Origin of the sequence: Aeromonas enteropelogenes, from assembly GCF_000819845.1 — a bacterium.
In the GTDB taxonomy this organism is placed as follows: Bacteria; Pseudomonadota; Gammaproteobacteria; order Enterobacterales; family Aeromonadaceae; genus Aeromonas; species Aeromonas enteropelogenes.
The window spans coordinates 57,523-77,482 of the sequence record NZ_CDCG01000004.1 but is presented as its reverse complement, the minus strand read 5'-3'; the positions used below and the strand labels follow the sequence as shown (position 1 = coordinate 77,482).

The window sequence follows — 19,960 nt, the reverse complement described above, 5'->3', positions numbered from 1 at the left end:
TAGGGCGTAAATGCTCACCGAACCCAAGCTCGACAAACACAGTGAAGTCGTTATCCAAAGCCCCGGCATCCCGAAGAGCGCGAGCTGGGTCGCGCTCTTCTATTCAGGGCACGGCGTCAGGGCACCAGGTGCTCACCACGCCAGAGATCGGCCAACTGTTCACGCTCCCTGATGAGGAACGATTGGGCGCCATCCACCAACACTTCGGCCGCACGGGGACGGGTGTTGTAGTTGGATGACATGGTAAAGCCATAAGCACCGGCCGAACGCACCGCCAGCAGGGAACCCTCGGCGATCGCCAGGGTGCGCTCCTTGCCGAGAAAGTCGCCGGTCTCGCACACCGGGCCCACCACGTCGTACAGCGCGGAGGTATGGCCGGCGCGGCTATCCACCTCGATGATGTTCATCCAGGCGCCGTAGAGGGACGGGCGCAGCATGTCATTCATACCTGCATCGATCAGAGCGAAATTGCGGGTCTCACCCGGCTTGAGGTACTCGACCCGGGTCAGCAGCACGCCGGCATTGGCGACGATGGCACGGCCCGGCTCGAACAACAGGGTCAGGTCGCGGCCGGCCAGCTTCTGCTTGAGCGCCTCGGCATACTCGGTGGGATGAGGTGGCTGCTCGGCGCCATAGTTGACCCCAAGGCCGCCCCCCACGTCCAGGTGATGGATGCGGATACCGTCTGCCGCCAGCTCGTCGATCAGCCGCAGCAGCTTGTCAGCCGCCTCCATAAAGGGATTGAGCTCGGTGAGCTGGGAGCCGATATGGCAATCCACCCCGACGATCTCGATGTGGGCCATGGCCGCCGCCTTGCGGTAGATGGCGGGGGCCTGTTCGATGGGAATGCCGAACTTGTTCTGCTTGAGGCCGGTGGAGATATAGGGATGAGTGCCGGCATCGATATCCGGATTGACCCGCACCGACACCCGGGCCTTCTTGCCCATGCTGCCCGCCACCCGGTTCAGACGCTCCAGCTCGGCTTCCGATTCCAGATTGAAACAGAGGATCTCTTTATCCAGCGCGAGGCGCATTTCGGCTTCGCTCTTGGCCACCCCGGAGAAGACCACCTTGGCCGGATCGCCCCCCGCTGCCAGCACCCGCGACAACTCGCCGCCGGAGACGATGTCAAACCCTGAGCCCAGGCGGGCCAGCAGGTTGAGCAGCGCCAGGTTGGAGTTGGCCTTGACCGCATAGCAGATCAGGTGGGGAATATCGCCGGCCGCCTTGTCGAAGGCGTGCCAGTGACGCTCGAGGGTCGCGCGGGAGTATACGTAAAGCGGGGTGCCGTACTGCTCGGCAAGGTGTTGCAGCGAGGTTTGTTCGGCCTGAAGCTGGCCGTCGGCGTCGTAGTTAAAGTGATCCAAGGGGCGGTTCCTTCCTGAATTTAGTGCGGTGCGGCCTCGGTGGCAGCCTCTGAGGTCGCAGACGGTGCCGTTTGCGGTGTACTCTGGCTCTGGGGCTGCTCGGGGGGCGGCATGTAGAGCGGCCCTTTCAGACCGCAGGCGGCCAACCCGAGAGAGAGAAGAGTGGCAAGCAGACACTTGGTGAACTGGGTAATCATAATGGTTCGCTGCGAAAAAATTTTTGGCCCTCTATAATCGCACTCACATTGTTAAAAGCAACAGGATAAACCGATGAAGGATCACGAGTATCACGCCCTGACCGACGCCTTTTTCCAGTATGTGGAGGACACGCTCGACGAGGGGTATCCGGATATCGACTGCGAACGCAACGGGGGCGTCTTGACCCTGTCGTTCGAGAACAAGACCAAGGTCATCATCAACAAGCAGGAGCCGCTGCACCAGATCTGGGTGGCCACCCGCGAGAACGGCTTCCACTTCGAGCTGCAGGGTGAAACCTGGATCGACAACCGCTTCGGTCACGAGCTCAAGGCCCTGTTGAGCCAGGCCTGCAGCGCCCAGGCGGGCGAACCCGTCCAGTTCCCATGATGGCGCAACCTGCCATGATCGATCTCCACCCCGAGGGGGCTCGTCATGCGGTGATCTGGCTGCACGGCCTGGGGGATTCCGGCGCCGGGCTCGCCCCGCTGGTGGATGCCCTGGATCTGCCCGCCGATCTGCCGGTACGTCACCTGCTGCCCGATGCGCCCGAACGCCCCATCACCATCAACATGGGGTACAAGATGCGCGGCTGGTATGACATCAGGAGCTTCGAGGATCCGGCCGAGCGTGCCGTGGAGTCTCATGTTCGCGAGTCTGCCGCCCAGATCACGGCCCTGCTGGATCGGCTGGTGGCCGAGGGGTTTGCTCCCGAGCGGATCGTGCTGGCCGGCTTCTCCCAGGGCGGGGTGATCGCCTCCTTCACCGCCTTGCGTTATCCGGCGATGCTGGCGGGCCTGCTTTGCATGTCCACCTATCTGGCGGTGCCCGATGCACTGGCCGGCGAGATGAGCGAGGCCGCTCGTACCTTGCCGATTTGCTACATGCACGGCATCTACGACGATGTGGTGAGCCTGTCGCTGGGTTGGGATGCCAAGAACCGGCTGGAGGCGGCGGGGCTCTCCCCCGAGTGGCACGAGTACCCCATGCGCCACGAGATCTGCCGACCGCAGCTCGATGATATCCGGCACTGGTTGCTGGCCCGTCTCGGTGCGTGACGGCAGTTCACTCCCGATAAAAACGGCCTGCATCAGCAGGCCGTTTTTATCGGTGTCGTGCGATGGGACACTCGCCCATATCAACCCACATCCCGGGTCGGCGGGGTCTGTTCCCGTCCCGTTCCCTGGCTGCGATAGGGGATCACAGCAAGCTCGCCACCCTGCTGCACTATCTCGTAATACTGGGGCAAGTTGAAATTGATGAACTGGCCATCGTCGCTGAAGCGCTCGTGGCTGGAGGTATAGAAACGGTTGACCCCGGTCACCAGCTCATCCTTGTTGCCGGCAAAGTGCTGGTACACCTCCACCCGGTTCGCCTCATCCAGGATGTAGATGTTGGTGCCCGCATCCCGGGTATCGAAGAAAAATTGCACCAACCCCTCGCTGGCATAGGCATCGACAATGCTTGGCAGATGCTGGCTATGGGTCTTGTCGAGCCGCAACGGCAGGTGATCCAGCTTGTTGTGGGAGATGTGGCGGTAGAAGTCGATGGCGTTCTCCAGCTTCTTGACCGACACCCCGCGCCGCTCGAAGAAGATGCCGTACTTCTCCTTGCCCAGCGCCATGGTCTTGACCAGTTGCTGCTTGTCACGGGCGAGGCGCAGCTCGATACACTCCGCCACCAGACTCTGGAAGCGGGAGCGAACAAGGGAGCGGAAGTGCTGGCTGTAGCAGAACACCTCGATCATCTCGGGGGCGGCGGCATCCTGATGCATCTTGCCGAGAATGGTGGTGAGAGCGTCCACCACAGCCTCGTCGCCCTGGAAATGCAGGGTACGGATCTCGCTCCAGGAGTTGCGATAGACCAGATCCACCGAGCCCACCAGACACTCCTGATTGCGGCCGAACGAGAAGACATCCACCGTATTGGCATCGAACTCGATCACCTGCCCCACCCAGTGACTGGAGGGATCCACCTCCAGGTTCAGGAAGATGGAGAGCTGGCGGATCTCGCAGGGGCGACTGAGCGCCAGGTTGGTCGCGAGCGGATACTTCTCGGGGAAACAGCCGGAGAGATCGCGACAGAACTGGTGCAGGTTGTCGATGTGCAGATCCGAACCCTGATTGAACAGGTGCACCCGGGATTGCGGCGTCAGCAGATCGTTGAAATAGGCCCAGGCCACCAGCTTGCTGATGTAGCTGTTGAACTCAAGCGGCGCCCGCCCGATGATATCCACCGGCTCCAGCGAATGCTTGTAGAGGTACCAACCGGCACGATTGAGGCGGCCGTGGGGCACCTGCACGAAGCTGAGATCCGGCTCGCTCAAGTCCGGCGCTATCTTGAGGTTCACCCGCTGCACCTTGCCCGGCAGACTCTCGAACGCGGCATAGAGCTTGCGCGACAAGATGCCGATGTCTTCCGGGTTGATCGACTCGCTGATGTTGTTGCGCCGGGCGAACTGGATCAGGTTGCGATAGCTCAGCATCAGGGCTTCCAGCAACTCGGCGTGGGCTATCTTGACCTCTTCGACCTTCCACTCATGGCGATGGTCCAGCTGATACAGCTTCTCGTGACTCCATCCCCAGTAGGCCACCAGCTGACTCATCTGTTCACGACGCCAGTCCGGCGAATGCTCATCCTTGGGATGACTGAGGCCGTCACACACCTTGAGGTAGAAGCAGCGGCGCACCAGATCGAGACGGGCCATGTCGCCGATGGACTTGAGGTAGTTGGTCACCTTGTCCAGCATCAGGCAGTAGTTGTCGAGCCGGTAGTGCATCCCCTCGTTGTGCTGGAACCAGTCGCGACCGATCATCGACAGCAGTCGGGTATTGGGGTACTCGTGGGAGTAGGCCTCCATCAGCACCGACTTGAGCACCGCCTTGTAGGGGGAATCGATCCCCTTGTAGAGCTGCCACAGGGCCGAGCCGAAGTACTCCTCGGCCGGAATCCGGTTGAAACTGCCCAAATCGAGCCAGTCATCCTGATTGAGCTGACCGCTCTCGAACAGCCCGCTGACGTACTCGTCGTAGTGATCGTCGTATTCGGCAGGCACCAGATACCAGAGCAACCGCTTGCCCGCGATCATCATGGCACTGCGATAGAACTCGTCGAGCAGCAGCAGGTGCTGGGCACTGCCGCAGCTCTCCCCCTGCATCTGGGCATCGTTGCGCTGGCGGAACTTGTCTTCGGGGATCAGGAAGAAGTTGAGATCGACCCCCCGCTGCTCCGCCCATTTCGACAGGTGCTGGCACTTGAGCTCCAGCAGAGCGAGTCGCTCACTCGACAGGCCGGCCACATGGCAGACCCAGATATCGAGGTCCGAGTGACAGCACTGGCCGATGGACGAGGTGCTGCCCATGGAGTAGAGCCCCTGGATCGACTTGTCATGGGTGGCGAGGCCATTCTGGCAGTTGGCGTTCTGGCAGAGATCCTGGATGAAGGCCTGCTGGGCCTCGTTGGCAGTGAAACTCCAGATACCATGGGGCACATCACCCGCCACATAACCGGGCAGCAGGGGGTGATTGAAGTGCAGCATGACGGGTAACAGCTGGAAGACCTGCTGCCCGTAGCGACTCATGAGACCTAACGCACGTTGCGTCTTGAGACGATTGAGTTCGTCATAACGCGCCACCAGCGTATCGAGTTTTGCCAGCAATGACCTGCCTATATCGAGATGGGAAGTGACGCACCAAAATGGGGAGACGTCAAAAAAGTGTGATCATGTTAACAATGCAAACAGCAGTGGTAAACAAGCCCGCATGCAATCCCGGGATTATTTATTAGATGTCACTAAACAGTATCAGAAGAAAACAATAAATTAATTAATATTCAAATATTTAGACTAATCACCCGACTTAATGAAAATCATTTTCAGCGGTCCTTTTTGAGCTTGCCCCCGCTTTTGGCGGCTCCGCCATGAAAGCCCGGGCAAAGGGTGGTAATATCGACTTCCTTCATAAAGATAAAACAACTGATTGATATGGCAGCCCGAACCCTGAAAATTGCCACTCGCAAGAGCCCATTGGCCCTGTGGCAGGCCAACTTCGTCAAAGACCGGCTGGAAGCCCTCTATCCCGAGCTAAGGGTCGAGCTGGTTCCCATGAGCACCCAGGGCGACAAGATCCTGGATACCCCGCTCGCCAAAGTCGGCGGCAAAGGGTTGTTCGTCAAGGAGCTGGAGACTGCCATGCTGGAAGGACGCGCCGACATCGCCGTCCACTCCATGAAAGACGTGCCGGTGGAGTTCCCGGAGGGGCTCGGCCTGCACACCATCTGCGAGCGGGAAGATCCCCGCGATGCATTTGTCTCCAACCGTTTTCAGGCTATCGATGAGCTGCCGCAGGGTGCCGTGGTCGGTACCTCCAGCCTGCGCCGCCAGTGTCAGCTGCGCGCCGCCCGCCCGGATCTGGTGATCCGCGACCTGCGTGGCAACGTCAACACCCGCCTCGCCAAGCTGGATGCCGGCGAATACGACGCCATCATCCTGGCCGCCGCCGGCTTGAAACGGCTTGAGATGGATCACCGTATCACCGCCTTCATCGAGCCGGAGCAGAGCCTGCCGGCCAATGGCCAGGGCGCGGTCGGCATCGAATGCCGCCTCGACGATCACGAACTGCACGCCCTGCTGGCACCGCTTGAGCACAGTGAGACCCGCGCCCGGGTGCTGACCGAGCGCGCCATGAACCGCGCCCTACAAGGGGGCTGTCAGGTGCCTATCGGTGCCTATGCGCTGGTGGAAGGAGAGCAGATTTGGCTGCGGGGCCTGGTGGGTAGCCCGGATGGTACCCGGGTGATCCGCGACGAGATCCGTGGCGCCGTGAGCGACGGGGAAGCCCTGGGTGAACAGTTGGCCCAGCGCCTGCTGGCTGCCGGTGCCGACGTCATCCTGGCCGAGGTCTACCGTACATGATCCCGCTGGTGGTGCGCCCGGCCGCCCAGGCCACCGAGCTGGAGCAGTTGCTGCGCCAGCACGGTCACGCACCGCTCTGCTGCCCACTGCTGGAAACCGTGGCGGGCAGCGACCTCCCTCGCCTGCCCGAACTGCTGGCACAGGCAGACATCGTTATCGCCGTCAGCATTCATGCCGTTCATTTTGCTCACGATTTTTTGTTGCAAACTGGTCTGACCTGGCCACATATTGAGTACTTTGCTGTCGGCCAGGCCAGTGCGGATGCGTTCGCCGAGGCGGGCATCAGCGCAAGTTGCCCGCACGATCCCCGCAGCGAGGGGCTGCTGGCCCTCCCAGCCCTGCAGCAGGTAAGCGGCAAGCGGGTGCTGATCCTGCGTGGCAATGGCGGGCGGGATCTCATCGCCAGCACGCTGGCCTCACGCGGTGCTCTGGTGCACTATTGTGCAACCTATGAACGGCATTACCCCGACTTTGATGGGGAAACATTGACGCGCCACTGGCAGGCAGCCGGGCTGGACAGCCTGCTCATCACCAGTGGCGAATTGTTGCAACGGCTGCTGGCGCTGGTTCCCGAGCGTCAGCACCCCTGGCTTTTTGACCGCCATCTGGTGGTCCCCAGCCCCCGCGTGGCCGAGATGGCCAGTGCTGCGGGCTTCATCCATATCACGATTGCCCAAGGTGCATCCAACCAGGCCCTGATGGCCGCACTGGAACTGAGGAAGATGGAATGACAGAACAACAAGAATCCCAGGTGACCCCACAGCCGGCCGCTGCGGCCAATGGCAGCAAGAACCGCTCCGGTGCCGTGCTGGGTAGTGTTGCCATCCTGCTGGCGCTTGGCCTGACCGGCGGCCTCTATCTGCACGGCCACAAGAATGCGGTCGCCCAGCAGGCCGAGCTGGCCCAGCTCAAACAGCAGCTGGCCAGTGCCATCAGCAAAATCGACCAGAGCAGCAACAAGGATGCCGAACAGCTGACCGCTCTGGAGCAGACCCAGCAGCGCTTGCAGGGCGAGATGCAGGGGCTGCAGAACCGGGTGCTGGATCTCAACGACAAGCGTCCCAATGACTGGATGCTGGCCGAATCGGAATACCTGGTGCGCATGGCCGGCCGCAAGCTGTGGCTGGAGCATGACCTCGTCTCCGCCATCACCCTGCTGGGCAACGCCGACGAGCGCATCGCCGCCCTCAACGATCCCAGCCTGATGCCGATCCGCAAGGCGCTGGCCGAAGACATCGCCAAGCTCAAGGGAATGCCGCGCATCGACCGCGAGGGGCTGACCCTCAAGCTGGCCGCTCTCTCCGATCAGATCGAGCTGCTGCCCCTCTCCACCGTCAGCATGCCGGAGGCGAAAGCCGAACCGGATCAGGCGGTCAGCACCAATCCGGACGAGTGGGAAAGCAACCTGAAGAAGAACTGGGTCAAGTTCACCGAGAATTTCATCACTATCCGCCGTCGCGATGGCGCCGTGGAGGCCCTGCTCTCCCCGCAACAGGAGATCTTCCTGCGGGAAAACCTCAAGACCAAGCTGCTGCAGGCCCAGCTCGCCGTTTACCGCGAGCAGCAGGCACTCTATGAAGACAGCCTGGACAAGGCCCAGCGCTGGCTGAACCAGTATTTCGACACCGAAAACAGCGCCACCCATTACATGCTGGGCGAGATCGACAAGCTCAAGGGTGAGCAGATCCAGTTCGACTATCCGGATCAGTTCAAGACCCAGGCCATGCTGGAACAGGTGCTGACCGAGCGTCTGCAACGCATTCTGGCCGGCAACTGAGGAGGGCACCATGATCCGTATAATCATTCTGGTTGCCGTGATGGTCGCAGGGCTGATGTTTGGCCCGGAAGCCTCGGGTAACAAGGGCTACGTGCTGATTGCCCTTGGCAACTACACCATCGAATCCTCCGTCACCAGCGCGGTGATCCTGGCGATCCTCTTCTACGGCGCCCTGCTGCTGGTGGAGTGGATCCTGGGCCGGGTGTTCGGTCTGCGCCGCAAGACGCTGGGCTGGTATGGCTCCCGTCGTCGTCGCAAGGCCAACCAACAGACGGTGGCCGCCACCCTAGCGATGGCCGAGGGCCAATACAGCCAGGCCGAGAAGTTGCTCATCAAGGGCGCCAGCAACAGCGACACCCCGCTGCTCAACTACCTGAGCGCCGCCAAGGCGGCCCAGGCCAGGGGTGACGATGCCCGCCGCGACCAGTATCTGCAAAAGGCTCAGGAGGAGAACCCCAAGGCCGAGCTGGCACTGACTCTGACCCAGACCCAGCTACAGATCGAACAGGGCCAGTACGACACCGCGCTGGCAACCCTGGAGTCCGTCTACGCCCTCAACCCGCGCCACCCCATGGTGCTGGACCAGCTGCGCCAGGTACACCAGGCACGCCAGGACTGGAGCGCTCTATGCGACCTGATCCCGGTGCTGCACAAGGTCGGCAAACTGACGCCCAAGCAGGAAGAAGATCTGCTGCAACAAGCCTGGAGTGGCCGCCTGCAGCAAGCCGCCGAGTCCCTCGATACCCTGAAGGCGACCTGGCAGGAGCTGCCCCGCAAACTGCGCCTGGAGCCCGAGCTGCTGGTGCGCTACGGCGACATGCTGTGCCAGCTGGGTGCCGATGGCGAGGCAGCCACCCTGTGGCAGGAGGCACTGCGCAAACAGGCCATGCCGCAGCTGCTGGCTCGACTGCCCAGGCTGAAGCTCGACAACTACCAGCCGCTGCTAGCGCAACTGCAGAAAATGCAGGGCCAGCCCGAGGCCGACACCGCGCTGGCCCAGCTCTACCTGCTGTCCGGCCAGCTGGACGAGGCCCAGAAGCTGCTGGAGCAGGAGGTGGCCCGGGCTCCGAGCGCTGCCGCCTACCATGCCCTGGGTCAGCTGATGGACAAGCGTCGCCTCACCAACAAGGCCAACGAGTACTACCGTCAGGCCCTGGCACTGGCCGGGATCTGATCGGCAAAGAGCAACGCAAGAGGCCGCATGATGCGGCCTCTTTTTTATCTGCGACTCTGTTCAGAACTCAGCTCGTCAGCCGCTCCAGCTCGCCGATCAGCCAGATGGCCTCGGCCCTGTGGCTGCCGCACACATCCGCCATCGGGCGAAAGCCACCGCACACGGCAGGGCGCTCCGGCGACTCGAAGATCTTGCAACCCAGATGCTCGTCGAGCTGCACGCAAGGCACTCCGGCCGGCTTGCCGTCAGGCATGCCCGGAATCGCGCTGCTGATGCTGGGGGCGATGCAACAGGCAGCGCAACCGGCACGACACTCCATATCACCACCTCCCGTGGCCGTTAACCCGGCACCATGCCAACTGGTCCGTGCCGCCACCATAGCCCAAGCCGATCGACAAAAGTAGCGGGCAGACATGAAAAAGCCCGATCGTTCGACGATCGGGCTTGCAGCAAACCAGTCGGCTCAATGCATCGGCATCACAGAATGATGTCACGCACCACGCTGTCTTTACGCTCCAGATAGTGGATCGACTTGATACGACGGATGGTACGGGACTTGCCGCGGATCAGCAGGGTCTCGGTGGTCGCCATGATGCCGTCGCTGGTGATGCCCTCCAGCAGATCCCCCTTGGTGATGCCGGTGGCGGAGAAGATGACGTTGTCATTCTTCGCCATGTCTTCCAGCTTGAGCACCTTGTTCACGTCGATGCCCAAGGCTTCGCAGCGGGCAATCTCCTGCTCGCCCAGTTCGCGTACGTCCGGGCTGTCGCCCTTGACCCGGTGACGGGGCACCAGGCGAGCCTGCATGTCGCCATCCAGGGCACGGATCACCGCCGCGGAAATCACCCCTTCCGGCGCACCACCGATGCCGTACAGCATGTCGACTTCGCTATCCGGCAGGCAGGTGAGGATGGAGGCGGCCACGTCGCCGTCAGGGATGGCGAACACCCGCACACCCAGACCCTGCATCTCCTTGATGGCCTTGTCGTGACGCGGCTTGGCCAAGGTAATGACGGTCAGGCGGGAGAGCGGCTTGCCCAGCGCCTTGGCGACCGCTTTCAGGTTCAGCTCGAGAGCCTGATCCAGATCGATCACCCCCTTGGCCTTGGGCCCGACGATCAGCTTTTCCATGTACATGTCGGGGGCCTTGAGGAAGGATCCCTTGTCACCGACCGCCAGCACCGCCAGCGCATTGGCCTGCCCCATGGCGGTCATGCGGGTGCCCTCGATGGGGTCGACCGCGATGTCCACCGCGTCACCGTGACCCGTGCCCACCTTCTCGCCGATGTAGAGCATGGGCGCTTCATCGATCTCGCCTTCGCCGATCACAATCTCACCATCGATCTCGATCTGGTTGAGAATGTGGCGCATGGCCGCAACGGCCGCCCCGTCAGCGATATTTTTGTCACCACGTCCGAGCCACTTGTAGCCAGCCAGTGCTGCCGCTTCCGTCACTCGGGAAAACTCGATTGCCAGTTCACGTCTCATCGCATATCCAACCTATGGAGCTCGAAAAACGGGCGGCATTCTACCACAAGGGCAAACCTTTGCGCATAAAAGTGGCGCCTACGCCACGAAAAGGGGGCGATTCATCCAGATGACATCAAACTGACACCGCCTCTTCATCTCTTCGTCACCTCGCTGTCACACCGCCTCCCTAGCATGGCCCCGTCTTTAAAACAAAAGCTTGCAACACAAGGGATTAAGATGAAAAAGCTGACTGTAGTGGCCATGGCGCTGACCGCCGCGTTCCAGGCTCAAGCCGTTGAAGTGTACAAAAACGACACCACCATGGTGGATCTGTATGGCCGCATCTATGCCGGCCACTTCTTCGGGGACAAGAAGGAAGGTGTCGACGCCACCAACCCGAACGGCACCAAGGATTACAGTGCCAAGCAGGGCGCCAACCAGTTCGTGCGCTTCGGCGCCAAGGCCGAGACCCAGATCAACACGGGTCTGAAGGCGCTGGCCCAGTACGAAGTGCAGATGTATATCAACGACAGCGAGAAGACCATCAGCGAAAACTCGGACAACCTGCGCACCCGTCTGGCCTTTGCCGGGGTGGGGGCTGACTGGGGCAGCGTCACCTTCGGTCGCCAGAAGGGGGCACCTGGCTTCCTGGCTGACTGGACTGACGTCTCCCTCTCCGATGGCTATGGCAACGATGCGCTGGGCGCCAAGACCGATACCTTCGCCACCAACCGGGCCGGCTCGGTGCTGAAATACTCCGGTCTGTTCAACGGCTTCCAGATCGATACCAGCTACAAGTTCGATGGCGGTGACACCGAAGAGACCACCAGCAAGGATAGCGATGCCGCCTATGGCGCTGCCCTGGCCTACACCTTCCCGTTCAATCTGTCGCTGGGTACCGCCTACAACGTCGGCCTGCGTGACAAGAGCGGTGAAGAGGATGCCAAGCTGTGGCTGATCTCCGCCAAATTCGACAACAAGGCCGCCTATGCCGCCCTGAGCTATGCCGATGGCAGTGACTTTCTGGCCACCGGCACCGACCATACCGGCTGGGAAGCCGCACTGGGCTACAACTTCGAGAACGGCTTCGGTCTGATGGCCCTGTGGAACAAGCAGGAGCAGGACAAGGCCGGCACCAAGAAGGACAACGTGGACTACTACACCCTGGGCGCCCAGTACAAGTTCAACAAGAACCTGCGGGTGATCGGCGAGTACCGCATCAACAACCTGGACAGCGTGGCCAACAAGGCGACCGCCAACCAGGATGACTTCCAGCTGGCGGCCCGCTACGACTTCTGATCGAGCCTCCCGGCATCAAGCGCGATGGCCTGCCATCGCGCTTTTTTATTACGCGGCATTTATCTCAGCACCCTCTCGTCCCTCTATCCGGATCCTTGCCAAAAACTCTTTTTGTTCGGCAATACCGCCAGTGACCGCAAGAGCATCATGAGGTCCCTTTTTCGCATCATTTCCGCCAAAAAAAGACTCACTAAAATCCACCCAAACCCTGAACGGACGGCTTAAAGCAGTAAATTGTCAGGATCAAGGCAAGAAGCATTGTGAAGCGTCAATTCGCGACATATAACTTAGCGAGTTATCCCTGAATTTCGTCCGGTAGAGCAGATCATGATGATGCGTTCCCTCCTCCCCCTGTTGCTTGGCGCAGCGATGCTGCCGGCCACTATGGACAGTGCCCATGCCAACCCTTTTTCCGCCAGCGGTCACGGTAACGGCGGCTTTCTCGAACGACGGGACATCCCCAACCTCAGCTCGGCCGCCTTCGTGGTGGCCAACCACAGAACCGGCGAGGTGATCTCCGAGCGCAATGGCAACCGGGTCATGCCCATCGCCTCCCTCACCAAGCTGATGACAGCGCTGGTGGTGCTGGATGCGAACCAGCGACTCAACGAGACGTTGACGGTCACCAATGCCGACATAGACCGCATCAAGGGCACGGGCTCACGACTGGCCATCGGTACTCGCCTCAGCCGGGCCGAAATGCTGCACATCGCCCTGATGTCGTCGGAAAACCGCGCCGCCTCGGCCCTCGCCCGCCACTATCCGGGAGGGCAGCGTGCCTTTATCGAGGCGATGAATGCCAAGGCCCGCATGCTGGGGATGTGGAACACCCGCTACGCCGACAGTACAGGCCTCAATCCGCGCAATGTCTCTACCGCCCAGGATCTCGCCAAGCTGGCCGTCGCCGCCTCCGCCTATCCACTGATCCGCCAGTATTCCACCGACGATCAGAGCTATGTGCGTACCAACAAGCGCCAGCTGCACTACCTCAATTCCAACCGACTGATCCGCGAGGGGCAGTGGGAATTCACCCTCTCCAAGACCGGTTATATCCGCGAGGCGGGCCGCTGCCTGGTGCTGGGGACCAGGGTCAATCATGAACCCGTGATCATTGTGTTGCTCAATGCCGAAACCACCAATGACAGGGTTGCCGATGCCAAGCGGATCAGGACCTGGCTGGAGACCTCGGGCCGCACCACGCTGGCCTCCAACAGCAATGCCATGCTGAGCAGCCAATAAGATCCCCATGACGACATCAGGAAGCGAGGCAAATGCCTCGCTTTTTCATGCCTGACGCTCGCCCCCCTGACGGGATCCGGGTCTCGTCACGGGGGACACCAGCCCCCTTCAGGTTACAAAACGTAACGACTCAACAACGAGACTCACACTAGTAAAATCAACTGGTTGAAAATATGGAGCGGCTCTTTTAGCGTACCGGCACAACCCTGTGACGCCGAGCAAACATGCGAATATCCAGTATCGAGTGCGGGCGGGTGCTGGCCATCCTGGCCGTGATGACCATCCATGTCTCTCCCTTCGCCCATCCGTTTAACCCCGACTTGTGGGGGAGCGCTCCCTATCCTTGGCTCAGCGCGCTCATCAATCAGCTGTGCCGCTTCGCCGTGCCCCTGTTCTTCCTCTGCGCCGGTTATTTCCTGCAACCCAAGCTGACTGGCGCCGCACCGCTGAGCGTGGCCTGGCGCTACTGCCGCCCCCTGCTGCTGCTCTGGCTGGCCTGGAGCCTTCTCTATCTGCTGTTGCCGTTCAACCCCTTGGAGGCCGTCAATCAGGGCTATCTGGCCTCCCTGCGCGGGCAGTGGCAATTCCAGCTCGGCGATCCCCTCAACGACTGGCTGGTCGGCGGCATGATCCACCTCTGGTTCCTGCCCGCCTTGGTGCTGGCCGTGGGCATTCTGGCGCTGTGCCAGTGGCTGGGCAAACCGGCGCTGGCACTCTATTTAGGCGCCCTGCTCTATCTGCTGGCGCTGCTGGGCGGTTCCTATGCCAAGCCCTTGCTGGGGGCCGAGTGGCCCATCCTGACCCGCAACGGCCCCTTCTTCTCCCTGCTGTTCGTCGCTCTGGGGGCCAGGCTGCGCGCGCGAGCCTGGCAACCCACGACACGGATGAGCCGCCGACTGGTGGTCATGGGGCTGGGGCTCTATGCGCTGGAGGCTATCGCCCTCAATCAGCTGGCGCAGGTACCGCTCACTCGCCACGATTTTCTGCACGGTTCCGTGCCCTGGGCTCTCGGTCTGTTTGGCCTGCTGCTGGCCAACCCGGATTGGGGACGTGGCAGTTGGCTGGAACGCCAGGCCCCCAAGGTGCTCGGACTCTATTGCCTGCACATGATCCTGGTGGTGTGGCTGTTCGTATTCGGCCCGCAGGAGGCGTCCCTCCTGTGGGAGATCACCAAGGTGCCGCTGCTGCTCGGTGCTTCTCTGCTGGCCTATGGACTGTTATCCAGCAACGTATTCACCGTCCGCTTGCTGCATATCCGTTGACCCTCGGCATCCGGCCTCCTGCGCAGGGGGCTGGATGCACCTTTCCTTTTTATCCACTCATCTCACCCTTCGTCGAACGCCCCCGTTATCTCCCCAAATTCACTTGCCACATAAATGAAAATCAATATCATTGCGATCCAATTTGTGTGGGTCAAAATTAATTACAACTAAATCAACAAGTTCAGGCCGTTCGGTCGACATTTAGAGAATCAACATTGAACATGCAGCACCCTCATTTTCGCAGAACCCTGGTTTCGCTGGCTCTGTTTGGCTCGGCGTTTCAGGCTCAGGCCGCCGATGAAACCCTGACAGTGGTAGGCAAACGCACCCAGCATCAAGAGGTAGCCACCGCCACCCGCACCAATACCCCGGCCAAGCTGGTCCCCCAGACCATCGACAGCGTCTCGGCCAGCGAGCTGACTGCCTTTGGCCAGCCCACCCTGAGCGAGGCCCTGAGCGGCATTCCCGGGGTCAACGCCAGCGGCGACACCCGCTTCGACAGCGTCAATATCCGTGGCTTCAGTGCCAGCAACGACTTCTATCTCGACGGTTTTCGCGATGACATGCAGTACACCCGGGATCTCGGCAATATAGAGCGGGTAGAGGTCCTCAAGGGGCCGGCGGCCGTGCTCTACGGCCGTGGCAGCACGGGGGGCATCATCAACCGGGTCAGCAAGACGCCGCAGAAGGGACAGGCATCCAGCGTCACCGCCAGGCTGGGCAGCTTTGACAGCCAGCGTCTGGCCGCTGACCTCAACGGAGAAGCGAGCGAGCGGGTGCAGCTGCGCCTCAACCTGGCCCAGGAAGATACCGACAGCTTCCGCGATGGTGTGGAGGGCAAACGCACCCTGCTGGCCCCCTCCGTCAACTGGGAGATCAGCGACAACCTGAACTGGTTGGTGCAATACGAGCGCAACGAGCATGATCGCACCCCGGATCGCGGCATCCCCGGCGTCAACGGCCATCCGGCCGATGTGCCGCGGGAGTTCGTCTACAGCGACACCAGCCGCGACTTCATCGACGACGTGGCGCAATCCACCCGCTCCCGCCTCACCTGGGATATCAACGAGCAGTGGCAGCTGCGCCAGCAACTCGGCTACAGCACCCTCGACAGCCAGTTTGACAACACCTATGTCACCAGTGTGAAAGGGGACAAGGTGACCCGCGCCCGCTGGCAGCAGGATCTGCAGGCCAGGAGCCTCATCAGCAACACAGAAGCGGAAGGCCAGCTGCAGACTGGTCCCGTCGGCCATCGTCTGCTGGTCGGCCTGGAGCAGAGCTGGCAGGAGCGCACCCCCAAGCTCTACCAGAATGCGACCCCCATCCCGGCGGGCAGCCTCTATCATCCATCGGCCCTGCCCCGCCATGACGGCGCCATGAAGCTCGCCAGCGATGCCAGCCACAAGGTGCGCGGAGTCGGCCTCTATCTGCAGGATCAACTCACCCTGGGCGACTGGCATCTGGTCGGTGGCCTGCGCCGTGACGACTTTACCGTCACCAGCCGCCGCAACGACCTCAACAAGGAAGAGACCCGCTCGGTCACCAGCCTGAGCCCGCGCTTGGGACTGGTATGGAATCCTCTCGAGGAGCACGCCTTCTACGCCTCCTACAGCAAAACGTTCACCCCTGTGGGTGGCGAACTGATTGGGCTGACGCCGGGAGACCAGAACAACAACCTGGATCCCCAGAACACCCGCCTCTATGAGGGTGGCGTGAAGAGCGACTGGCTGAATGGCCGCCTGGCAACCACCCTCTCCCTCTACCGGCTGGAGATGTACAACAAGCGCAGCAAGGATCCGCTGGATCCCACCAGGGTGATCCTCACCGGTCTGCAGCGCACCGAAGGTGTCGAACTGAGCGCCCATGCCCGCCTGACGGACGAGCTCTATCTGCGCGGCGGCGTCGCCATCCAGGATGCCGAGCAGGTCAAGGCGGACGCGGATCTGCAAGGCAAGCGCCCGAGCAACGTCTCACGCCAGAATGGCCAACTGTTTGTCGGCTATCAAAGCGGCAAGCTGGGCTGGTTCGGCGAAACCGGGGTGACGGCCGTGGGTGATCGCTTCGCCGACAACGCCAATACCACCACCCTGCCCGGCTATGCCCGCTTCGATGCCCGCGTTGGCTATCGCTGGCAGCAGTGGGAGGCCCAGCTGAGTGCCGAAAACCTGACCGACCACGACTACTTCGTCAGCTCCACCAGTGCCAGCCAGATCATGCCGGGCACGCCGCGCCAGCTGCACCTGACCGGCAGCTATCGCTTCTGATCCCATCACCCAGACCCACTGGCCGGCGTATGCTGGCCAGTTTTTTATGACGCGCCACACCATGAAACGACACCGACTTCCCCTTCACAACAACAAATGGGTGCGCCGCCTGCATGCCTGGGCCGGCTTTTTCACCCTCACCCTGATGCTGATCTACGGTCTCACCGGCCTCTGGTTGCAACACAGGGCCGTCCTGCCCATTCCGGGCCCCCATACCGAGAAGTCGAGCGAAGAGATAGCACTGGACGCGCCGCTGACCAGCCCGGAGGCGTTGCAATCCCTGCTGCGCCAGCGTTATCCGGACGGCTTTGACGAAGGGCACGCCATGATCACGCCGGCCCAGACCCTGCCCACCCCAACCGGCTCGCTCACCCTGCCCGCTCGCTGGGAGATGCGCGCGGTCACCCTCACCCAAAGCGTCGCCGCCAGCTATGTGGAAGGTACCCTGTTGGTGCGCACCGAATTGCAGCAGGCCAACTTTGCCGCCAGCCTCAACCGACTGCATCGGGGCATGGGCACCGGCCTCGGTTGGCAGCTGTTTGGCGATCTGGCCGCACTGGCCCTGCTGCTGCTCGCCCTCACCAGCCTGTTTATGTGGACCAAGCTCCATGGCAAGCCCGGGATCCTCGTCCTGATGACGCTGGCCGGCACACTCGGTACCCTGCTGTTTGCTCTGCTGGGGTGATAGTTGTGAAAAAAGATAAAGTGACGGGATATTGCGGGTAAATGTCGCTATTTATCGGCTATTCGAGGAGCGATGCAGGAGACACGAAAGGTGGGGATAACGGGATAACGGGATAACGGGATAACGGGATAACGGGATAACGGGATAACTCACCATGGTGCTGGCGGTACGGAACAAACGCGGAGCACAAAAAAACAAAAGGCCATCATTGCTGATGGCCTTTTGTCATGAATTTGATGGTGCCCGGGGTCGGACTCGAACCGACACGGTTATTCACCGGCGGATTTTGAATCCGCTGCGTCTACCGATTTCGCCACCCGGGCAACTGCGGGGAATTATACGAATGGCGCGATACCATGCAAGGTGTTTTTCTATTGCCCACGCCTATTTGTTCATTTATTCAACGCCTTGCCGATGCAGGATCAGTTACATAGAATGCCGCCATCATCTTAATGGAATAAAAACGATGGCCAAGCGCAAACAAGTCCAACAAACGCCCCCCTCTTCCACTACACCAAGCTACCCGTCTGCCGGGCTGCTGCGCCGTCTCGGCGCCCTGATCTATGACTCCCTGGTGGTGACCTCCCTGCTCATCATTGCCGGCTTCATCGGCATGGCAGTGGCCAAATTGTTGCTGGTGACCGGCATGGCCAGCGTGCCGGCAGGGGAAGATTCCCTCTGGTTGCTGACCCGCCACCGCTACAGCCTGATCTACACCCTCTGGCTCGCCTTCGTCATCTGCGGCTTCTACACCTGGTTCTGGACCCGCGCCGGCCAGACCATCGGCATGCGCGCCTGGCGTCTGCGCATCCAGAATGAAGATGGCAGCAACATTCGCATCACCCAGGCGCTGATCCGCCTCGCCACAGCCGCCTTCGGTCTTGGCAACCTGATGTGCCTGTTCAACCGCAAGGAGCCGCGTGCCTTCCAGGATATCTGGGCCGAATGCAGGGTCGTGGTGCTGGACAAACAGGCCAACCTGGAGCTGCTGAACAAGTAATTCACACCGGCAGCAACGAAAGAGGGCACCCGATGGGTGCCCTCTTTGCATTTCAAACAGCGCGTTACTGCTTGCGACTGAGGATGTAGAAGGAGATGCCACCAAACAGCAAACTGGGGGCCACGGCCGCCAGAATAGGGGGCACCGAATAGACCAGGCTGACGGGGCCAAACACCCGATCGCTCACGTAGACGGCGAAGCCGGTCATGATCCCCATCAGCATCCGTGCCCCCATGCTCACCGAGCGCAGCGGGCCGAAAATGAAAGAGGAGGCCAGCAGGATCATCGCCACCACGGAGAGAGGTGACAGCAGCTTGCGCCACAGCTCCAGCTTGTAGCGACCGGCATCCTGCTTGTTGGCATCCAGATAGCCGATATAGTCCTGCAAACCGGAGACCGAGAGGTTCTCCGGATCGACACTCACCACCCCCAGCTGCTTGGGCGTGAGTTCGGAGCGCCACTCCATCTTCTCATGCTGCTCGCTCTGGATCCGGGTCGGGTCATCGAAACGGGTCACCTGCGTCTGCTTGAGCAGCCAGTGGTGTTGCTCGAACACGCCCTCCTGCGCCTGGATGACGTCGATGAGCTTGCGATCCGGAGTGAAGCGATAGAGGGTGATGCCGGTCAGGGCGCCATCGTTGCGCACCCCATTGATATTGACGAAGTTGTTGCCATCGCGAGCCCAGACGCCATAGGCCGAAACCGTCAGGCGCCCTTCCGACAGGGCTCCCGCCTTGATGTCATCCGCCATCCGCTTGGCGATGGGCGCCACGTATTCGCCCATCAGGCCCACCACTATCATCAGGGGAATGGCCGTCTTGAGCGCCGCCATAACGATGCTGATCTTGGAGCGACCCGCCGCCTGCATCACCACCAGCTCTGAGCTGGTAGCGAGCTGGCCCAGACCAATCAGACCGCCCAGCAGGGCCGCCAGCGGGAAGAAGAGCACGGCCTCTTTCGGCATGGAGAGCAGCACAAAATAGAGCGCATTGACCATGTCGTAGTTGCCGTCCCCAACCGACTTGAGCTGCTCCACATACTTGATGAGCGCAGCCAGGCCGACCAGTGTCACTTCGCACAGCAGGATCGACATGAAAATGATCCGGCCGATATATCTGTCGAGAATGCCAAACATCAGCAGAGACTCCCCTGTTGTAGCATCATGCTGATTTTTCCCTCAAATACAGGCGCATAGAGCGGGTGCGACATCAAAGTGATCCGGTCGCCATGTCTGTCGAGAATACCAAACATCAGCAGAGACTCCCCTGTTGCAGCATCATGCTGATTTTTCCCTCAAATACAGGCGCATAGAGCGG

The 19,960-nt window shown here is 61.1% G+C and carries 18 protein-coding genes and 1 tRNA gene; 12 read left to right on the top strand and 7 right to left on the bottom strand.

Going from position 1 to position 19,960, the window contains the following annotated elements:
• Nucleotides 1–116: 116 nt before the first annotated feature.
• A complete protein-coding gene (gene lysA, locus BN1123_RS01570) occupies nt 117–1,367 on the bottom strand; it encodes a diaminopimelate decarboxylase (protein ID WP_042025027.1) in 1,251 nt (416 codons plus the stop codon).
• Between the two features lie 20 nt (nt 1,368–1,387).
• Complete coding sequence (lptM, locus tag BN1123_RS20650) at nt 1,388–1,564, bottom strand: LPS translocon maturation chaperone LptM (RefSeq protein WP_082037442.1); 177 nt, start codon at nt 1,562–1,564, stop codon at nt 1,388–1,390.
• A gap of 73 nt (nt 1,565–1,637) precedes the next feature.
• Between lptM and cyaY the strand changes: the two genes are divergently transcribed.
• Both cyaY and BN1123_RS01560 read left to right on the top strand, forming a co-directional pair.
• Nucleotides 1,638–1,952, top strand: a complete 315-nt coding sequence (gene cyaY / locus BN1123_RS01565; RefSeq protein WP_026457068.1) for an iron donor protein CyaY — start codon at nt 1,638–1,640, stop codon at nt 1,950–1,952.
• Between the two features lie 14 nt (nt 1,953–1,966).
• The gene (locus BN1123_RS01560; protein ID WP_042025025.1) at nt 1,967–2,620 is read left to right on the top strand and encodes an alpha/beta hydrolase; all 654 of its coding nucleotides are present in this window, start codon (nt 1,967–1,969) and stop codon (nt 2,618–2,620) included.
• An 80-nt stretch (nt 2,621–2,700) separates the two neighbouring features.
• Here the strand turns inward: BN1123_RS01560 and BN1123_RS01555 are convergent, their stop codons facing one another.
• Nucleotides 2,701–5,220 (bottom strand): class I adenylate cyclase, encoded by a 2,520-nt coding sequence (locus BN1123_RS01555; protein WP_042025024.1) that lies wholly within the window; start codon nt 5,218–5,220, stop codon nt 2,701–2,703.
• 324 nt (nt 5,221–5,544) lie between these two features.
• On the opposite strand from BN1123_RS01555, the gene hemC reads away from it, so the two are divergent.
• Genes hemC through BN1123_RS01535 form a run of 4 tightly spaced genes read left to right on the top strand, consistent with a single transcriptional unit; the run spans nt 5,545 to nt 9,425 of the window.
• Entirely contained in the window at nt 5,545–6,474 is a 930-nt protein-coding gene (gene hemC / locus BN1123_RS01550) for a hydroxymethylbilane synthase (protein ID WP_042025023.1), read from the top strand.
• Complete coding sequence (locus BN1123_RS01545) at nt 6,471–7,205, top strand: uroporphyrinogen-III synthase (protein WP_042025022.1); 735 nt, start codon at nt 6,471–6,473, stop codon at nt 7,203–7,205. Before hemC ends, BN1123_RS01545 begins: the two co-directional genes overlap by 4 nt.
• Nucleotides 7,202–8,251 (top strand): uroporphyrinogen-III C-methyltransferase, encoded by a 1,050-nt coding sequence (locus tag BN1123_RS01540; RefSeq protein WP_042025021.1) that lies wholly within the window; start codon nt 7,202–7,204, stop codon nt 8,249–8,251. Before BN1123_RS01545 ends, BN1123_RS01540 begins: the two co-directional genes overlap by 4 nt.
• 10 nt (nt 8,252–8,261) lie before the next feature.
• Nucleotides 8,262–9,425 carry a heme biosynthesis HemY N-terminal domain-containing protein gene (locus BN1123_RS01535; protein WP_042025020.1) on the top strand — a complete coding sequence of 388 codons (1,164 nt, stop codon included), beginning with the start codon at nt 8,262–8,264 and terminating at the stop codon, nt 9,423–9,425.
• A 67-nt stretch (nt 9,426–9,492) separates the two neighbouring features.
• Here BN1123_RS01535 and BN1123_RS01530 read toward each other — a convergent pair whose 3' ends face one another.
• Together BN1123_RS01530 and glpX are read right to left on the bottom strand one after the other, a co-directional pair.
• On the bottom strand, nt 9,493–9,744 hold the full coding sequence (locus tag BN1123_RS01530) for a YkgJ family cysteine cluster protein (RefSeq protein WP_042025019.1): 252 nt from the start codon (nt 9,742–9,744) through the stop codon (nt 9,493–9,495).
• A 158-nt stretch (nt 9,745–9,902) separates the two neighbouring features.
• Nucleotides 9,903–10,913, bottom strand: coding sequence for a class II fructose-bisphosphatase (gene glpX, locus BN1123_RS01525; RefSeq protein ID WP_026457183.1), 1,011 nt, complete (start codon nt 10,911–10,913; stop codon nt 9,903–9,905).
• A 219-nt stretch (nt 10,914–11,132) separates the two neighbouring features.
• On the opposite strand from glpX, the gene BN1123_RS01520 reads away from it, so the two are divergent.
• From BN1123_RS01520 to BN1123_RS01500, 5 genes are all read left to right on the top strand, one after another.
• A complete protein-coding gene (locus BN1123_RS01520; protein ID WP_042025018.1) occupies nt 11,133–12,194 on the top strand; it encodes a porin in 1,062 nt (353 codons plus the stop codon).
• Between the two features lie 327 nt (nt 12,195–12,521).
• A complete protein-coding gene (gene pbpG / locus BN1123_RS01515; RefSeq protein WP_042025016.1) occupies nt 12,522–13,433 on the top strand; it encodes a D-alanyl-D-alanine endopeptidase in 912 nt (303 codons plus the stop codon).
• 224 nt (nt 13,434–13,657) lie between these two features.
• Nucleotides 13,658–14,695 (top strand): acyltransferase family protein, encoded by a 1,038-nt coding sequence (locus BN1123_RS01510; protein WP_042025015.1) that lies wholly within the window; start codon nt 13,658–13,660, stop codon nt 14,693–14,695.
• A 221-nt stretch (nt 14,696–14,916) separates the two neighbouring features.
• Complete coding sequence (locus BN1123_RS01505; protein WP_042025167.1) at nt 14,917–16,959, top strand: TonB-dependent receptor; 2,043 nt, start codon at nt 14,917–14,919, stop codon at nt 16,957–16,959.
• A gap of 4 nt (nt 16,960–16,963) precedes the next feature.
• Nucleotides 16,964–17,644 carry a PepSY-associated TM helix domain-containing protein gene (locus tag BN1123_RS01500; protein WP_224212428.1) on the top strand — a complete coding sequence of 227 codons (681 nt, stop codon included), beginning with the start codon at nt 16,964–16,966 and terminating at the stop codon, nt 17,642–17,644.
• A gap of 237 nt (nt 17,645–17,881) precedes the next feature.
• Here the strand turns inward: BN1123_RS01500 and BN1123_RS01495 are convergent.
• Nucleotides 17,882–17,967: transfer RNA gene (locus tag BN1123_RS01495), tRNA-Leu, on the bottom strand.
• A gap of 143 nt (nt 17,968–18,110) precedes the next feature.
• Here BN1123_RS01495 and BN1123_RS01490 point away from each other — a divergent pair.
• Nucleotides 18,111–18,644, top strand: a complete 534-nt coding sequence (locus BN1123_RS01490; RefSeq protein ID WP_042025013.1) for an RDD family protein — start codon at nt 18,111–18,113, stop codon at nt 18,642–18,644.
• A 64-nt stretch (nt 18,645–18,708) separates the two neighbouring features.
• Here the strand turns inward: BN1123_RS01490 and lptG are convergent, their stop codons facing one another.
• Nucleotides 18,709–19,779 (bottom strand): LPS export ABC transporter permease LptG, encoded by a 1,071-nt coding sequence (lptG, locus tag BN1123_RS01485; protein WP_042025012.1) that lies wholly within the window; start codon nt 19,777–19,779, stop codon nt 18,709–18,711.
• Between the last annotated feature and the right edge of the window lie 181 nt (nt 19,780–19,960).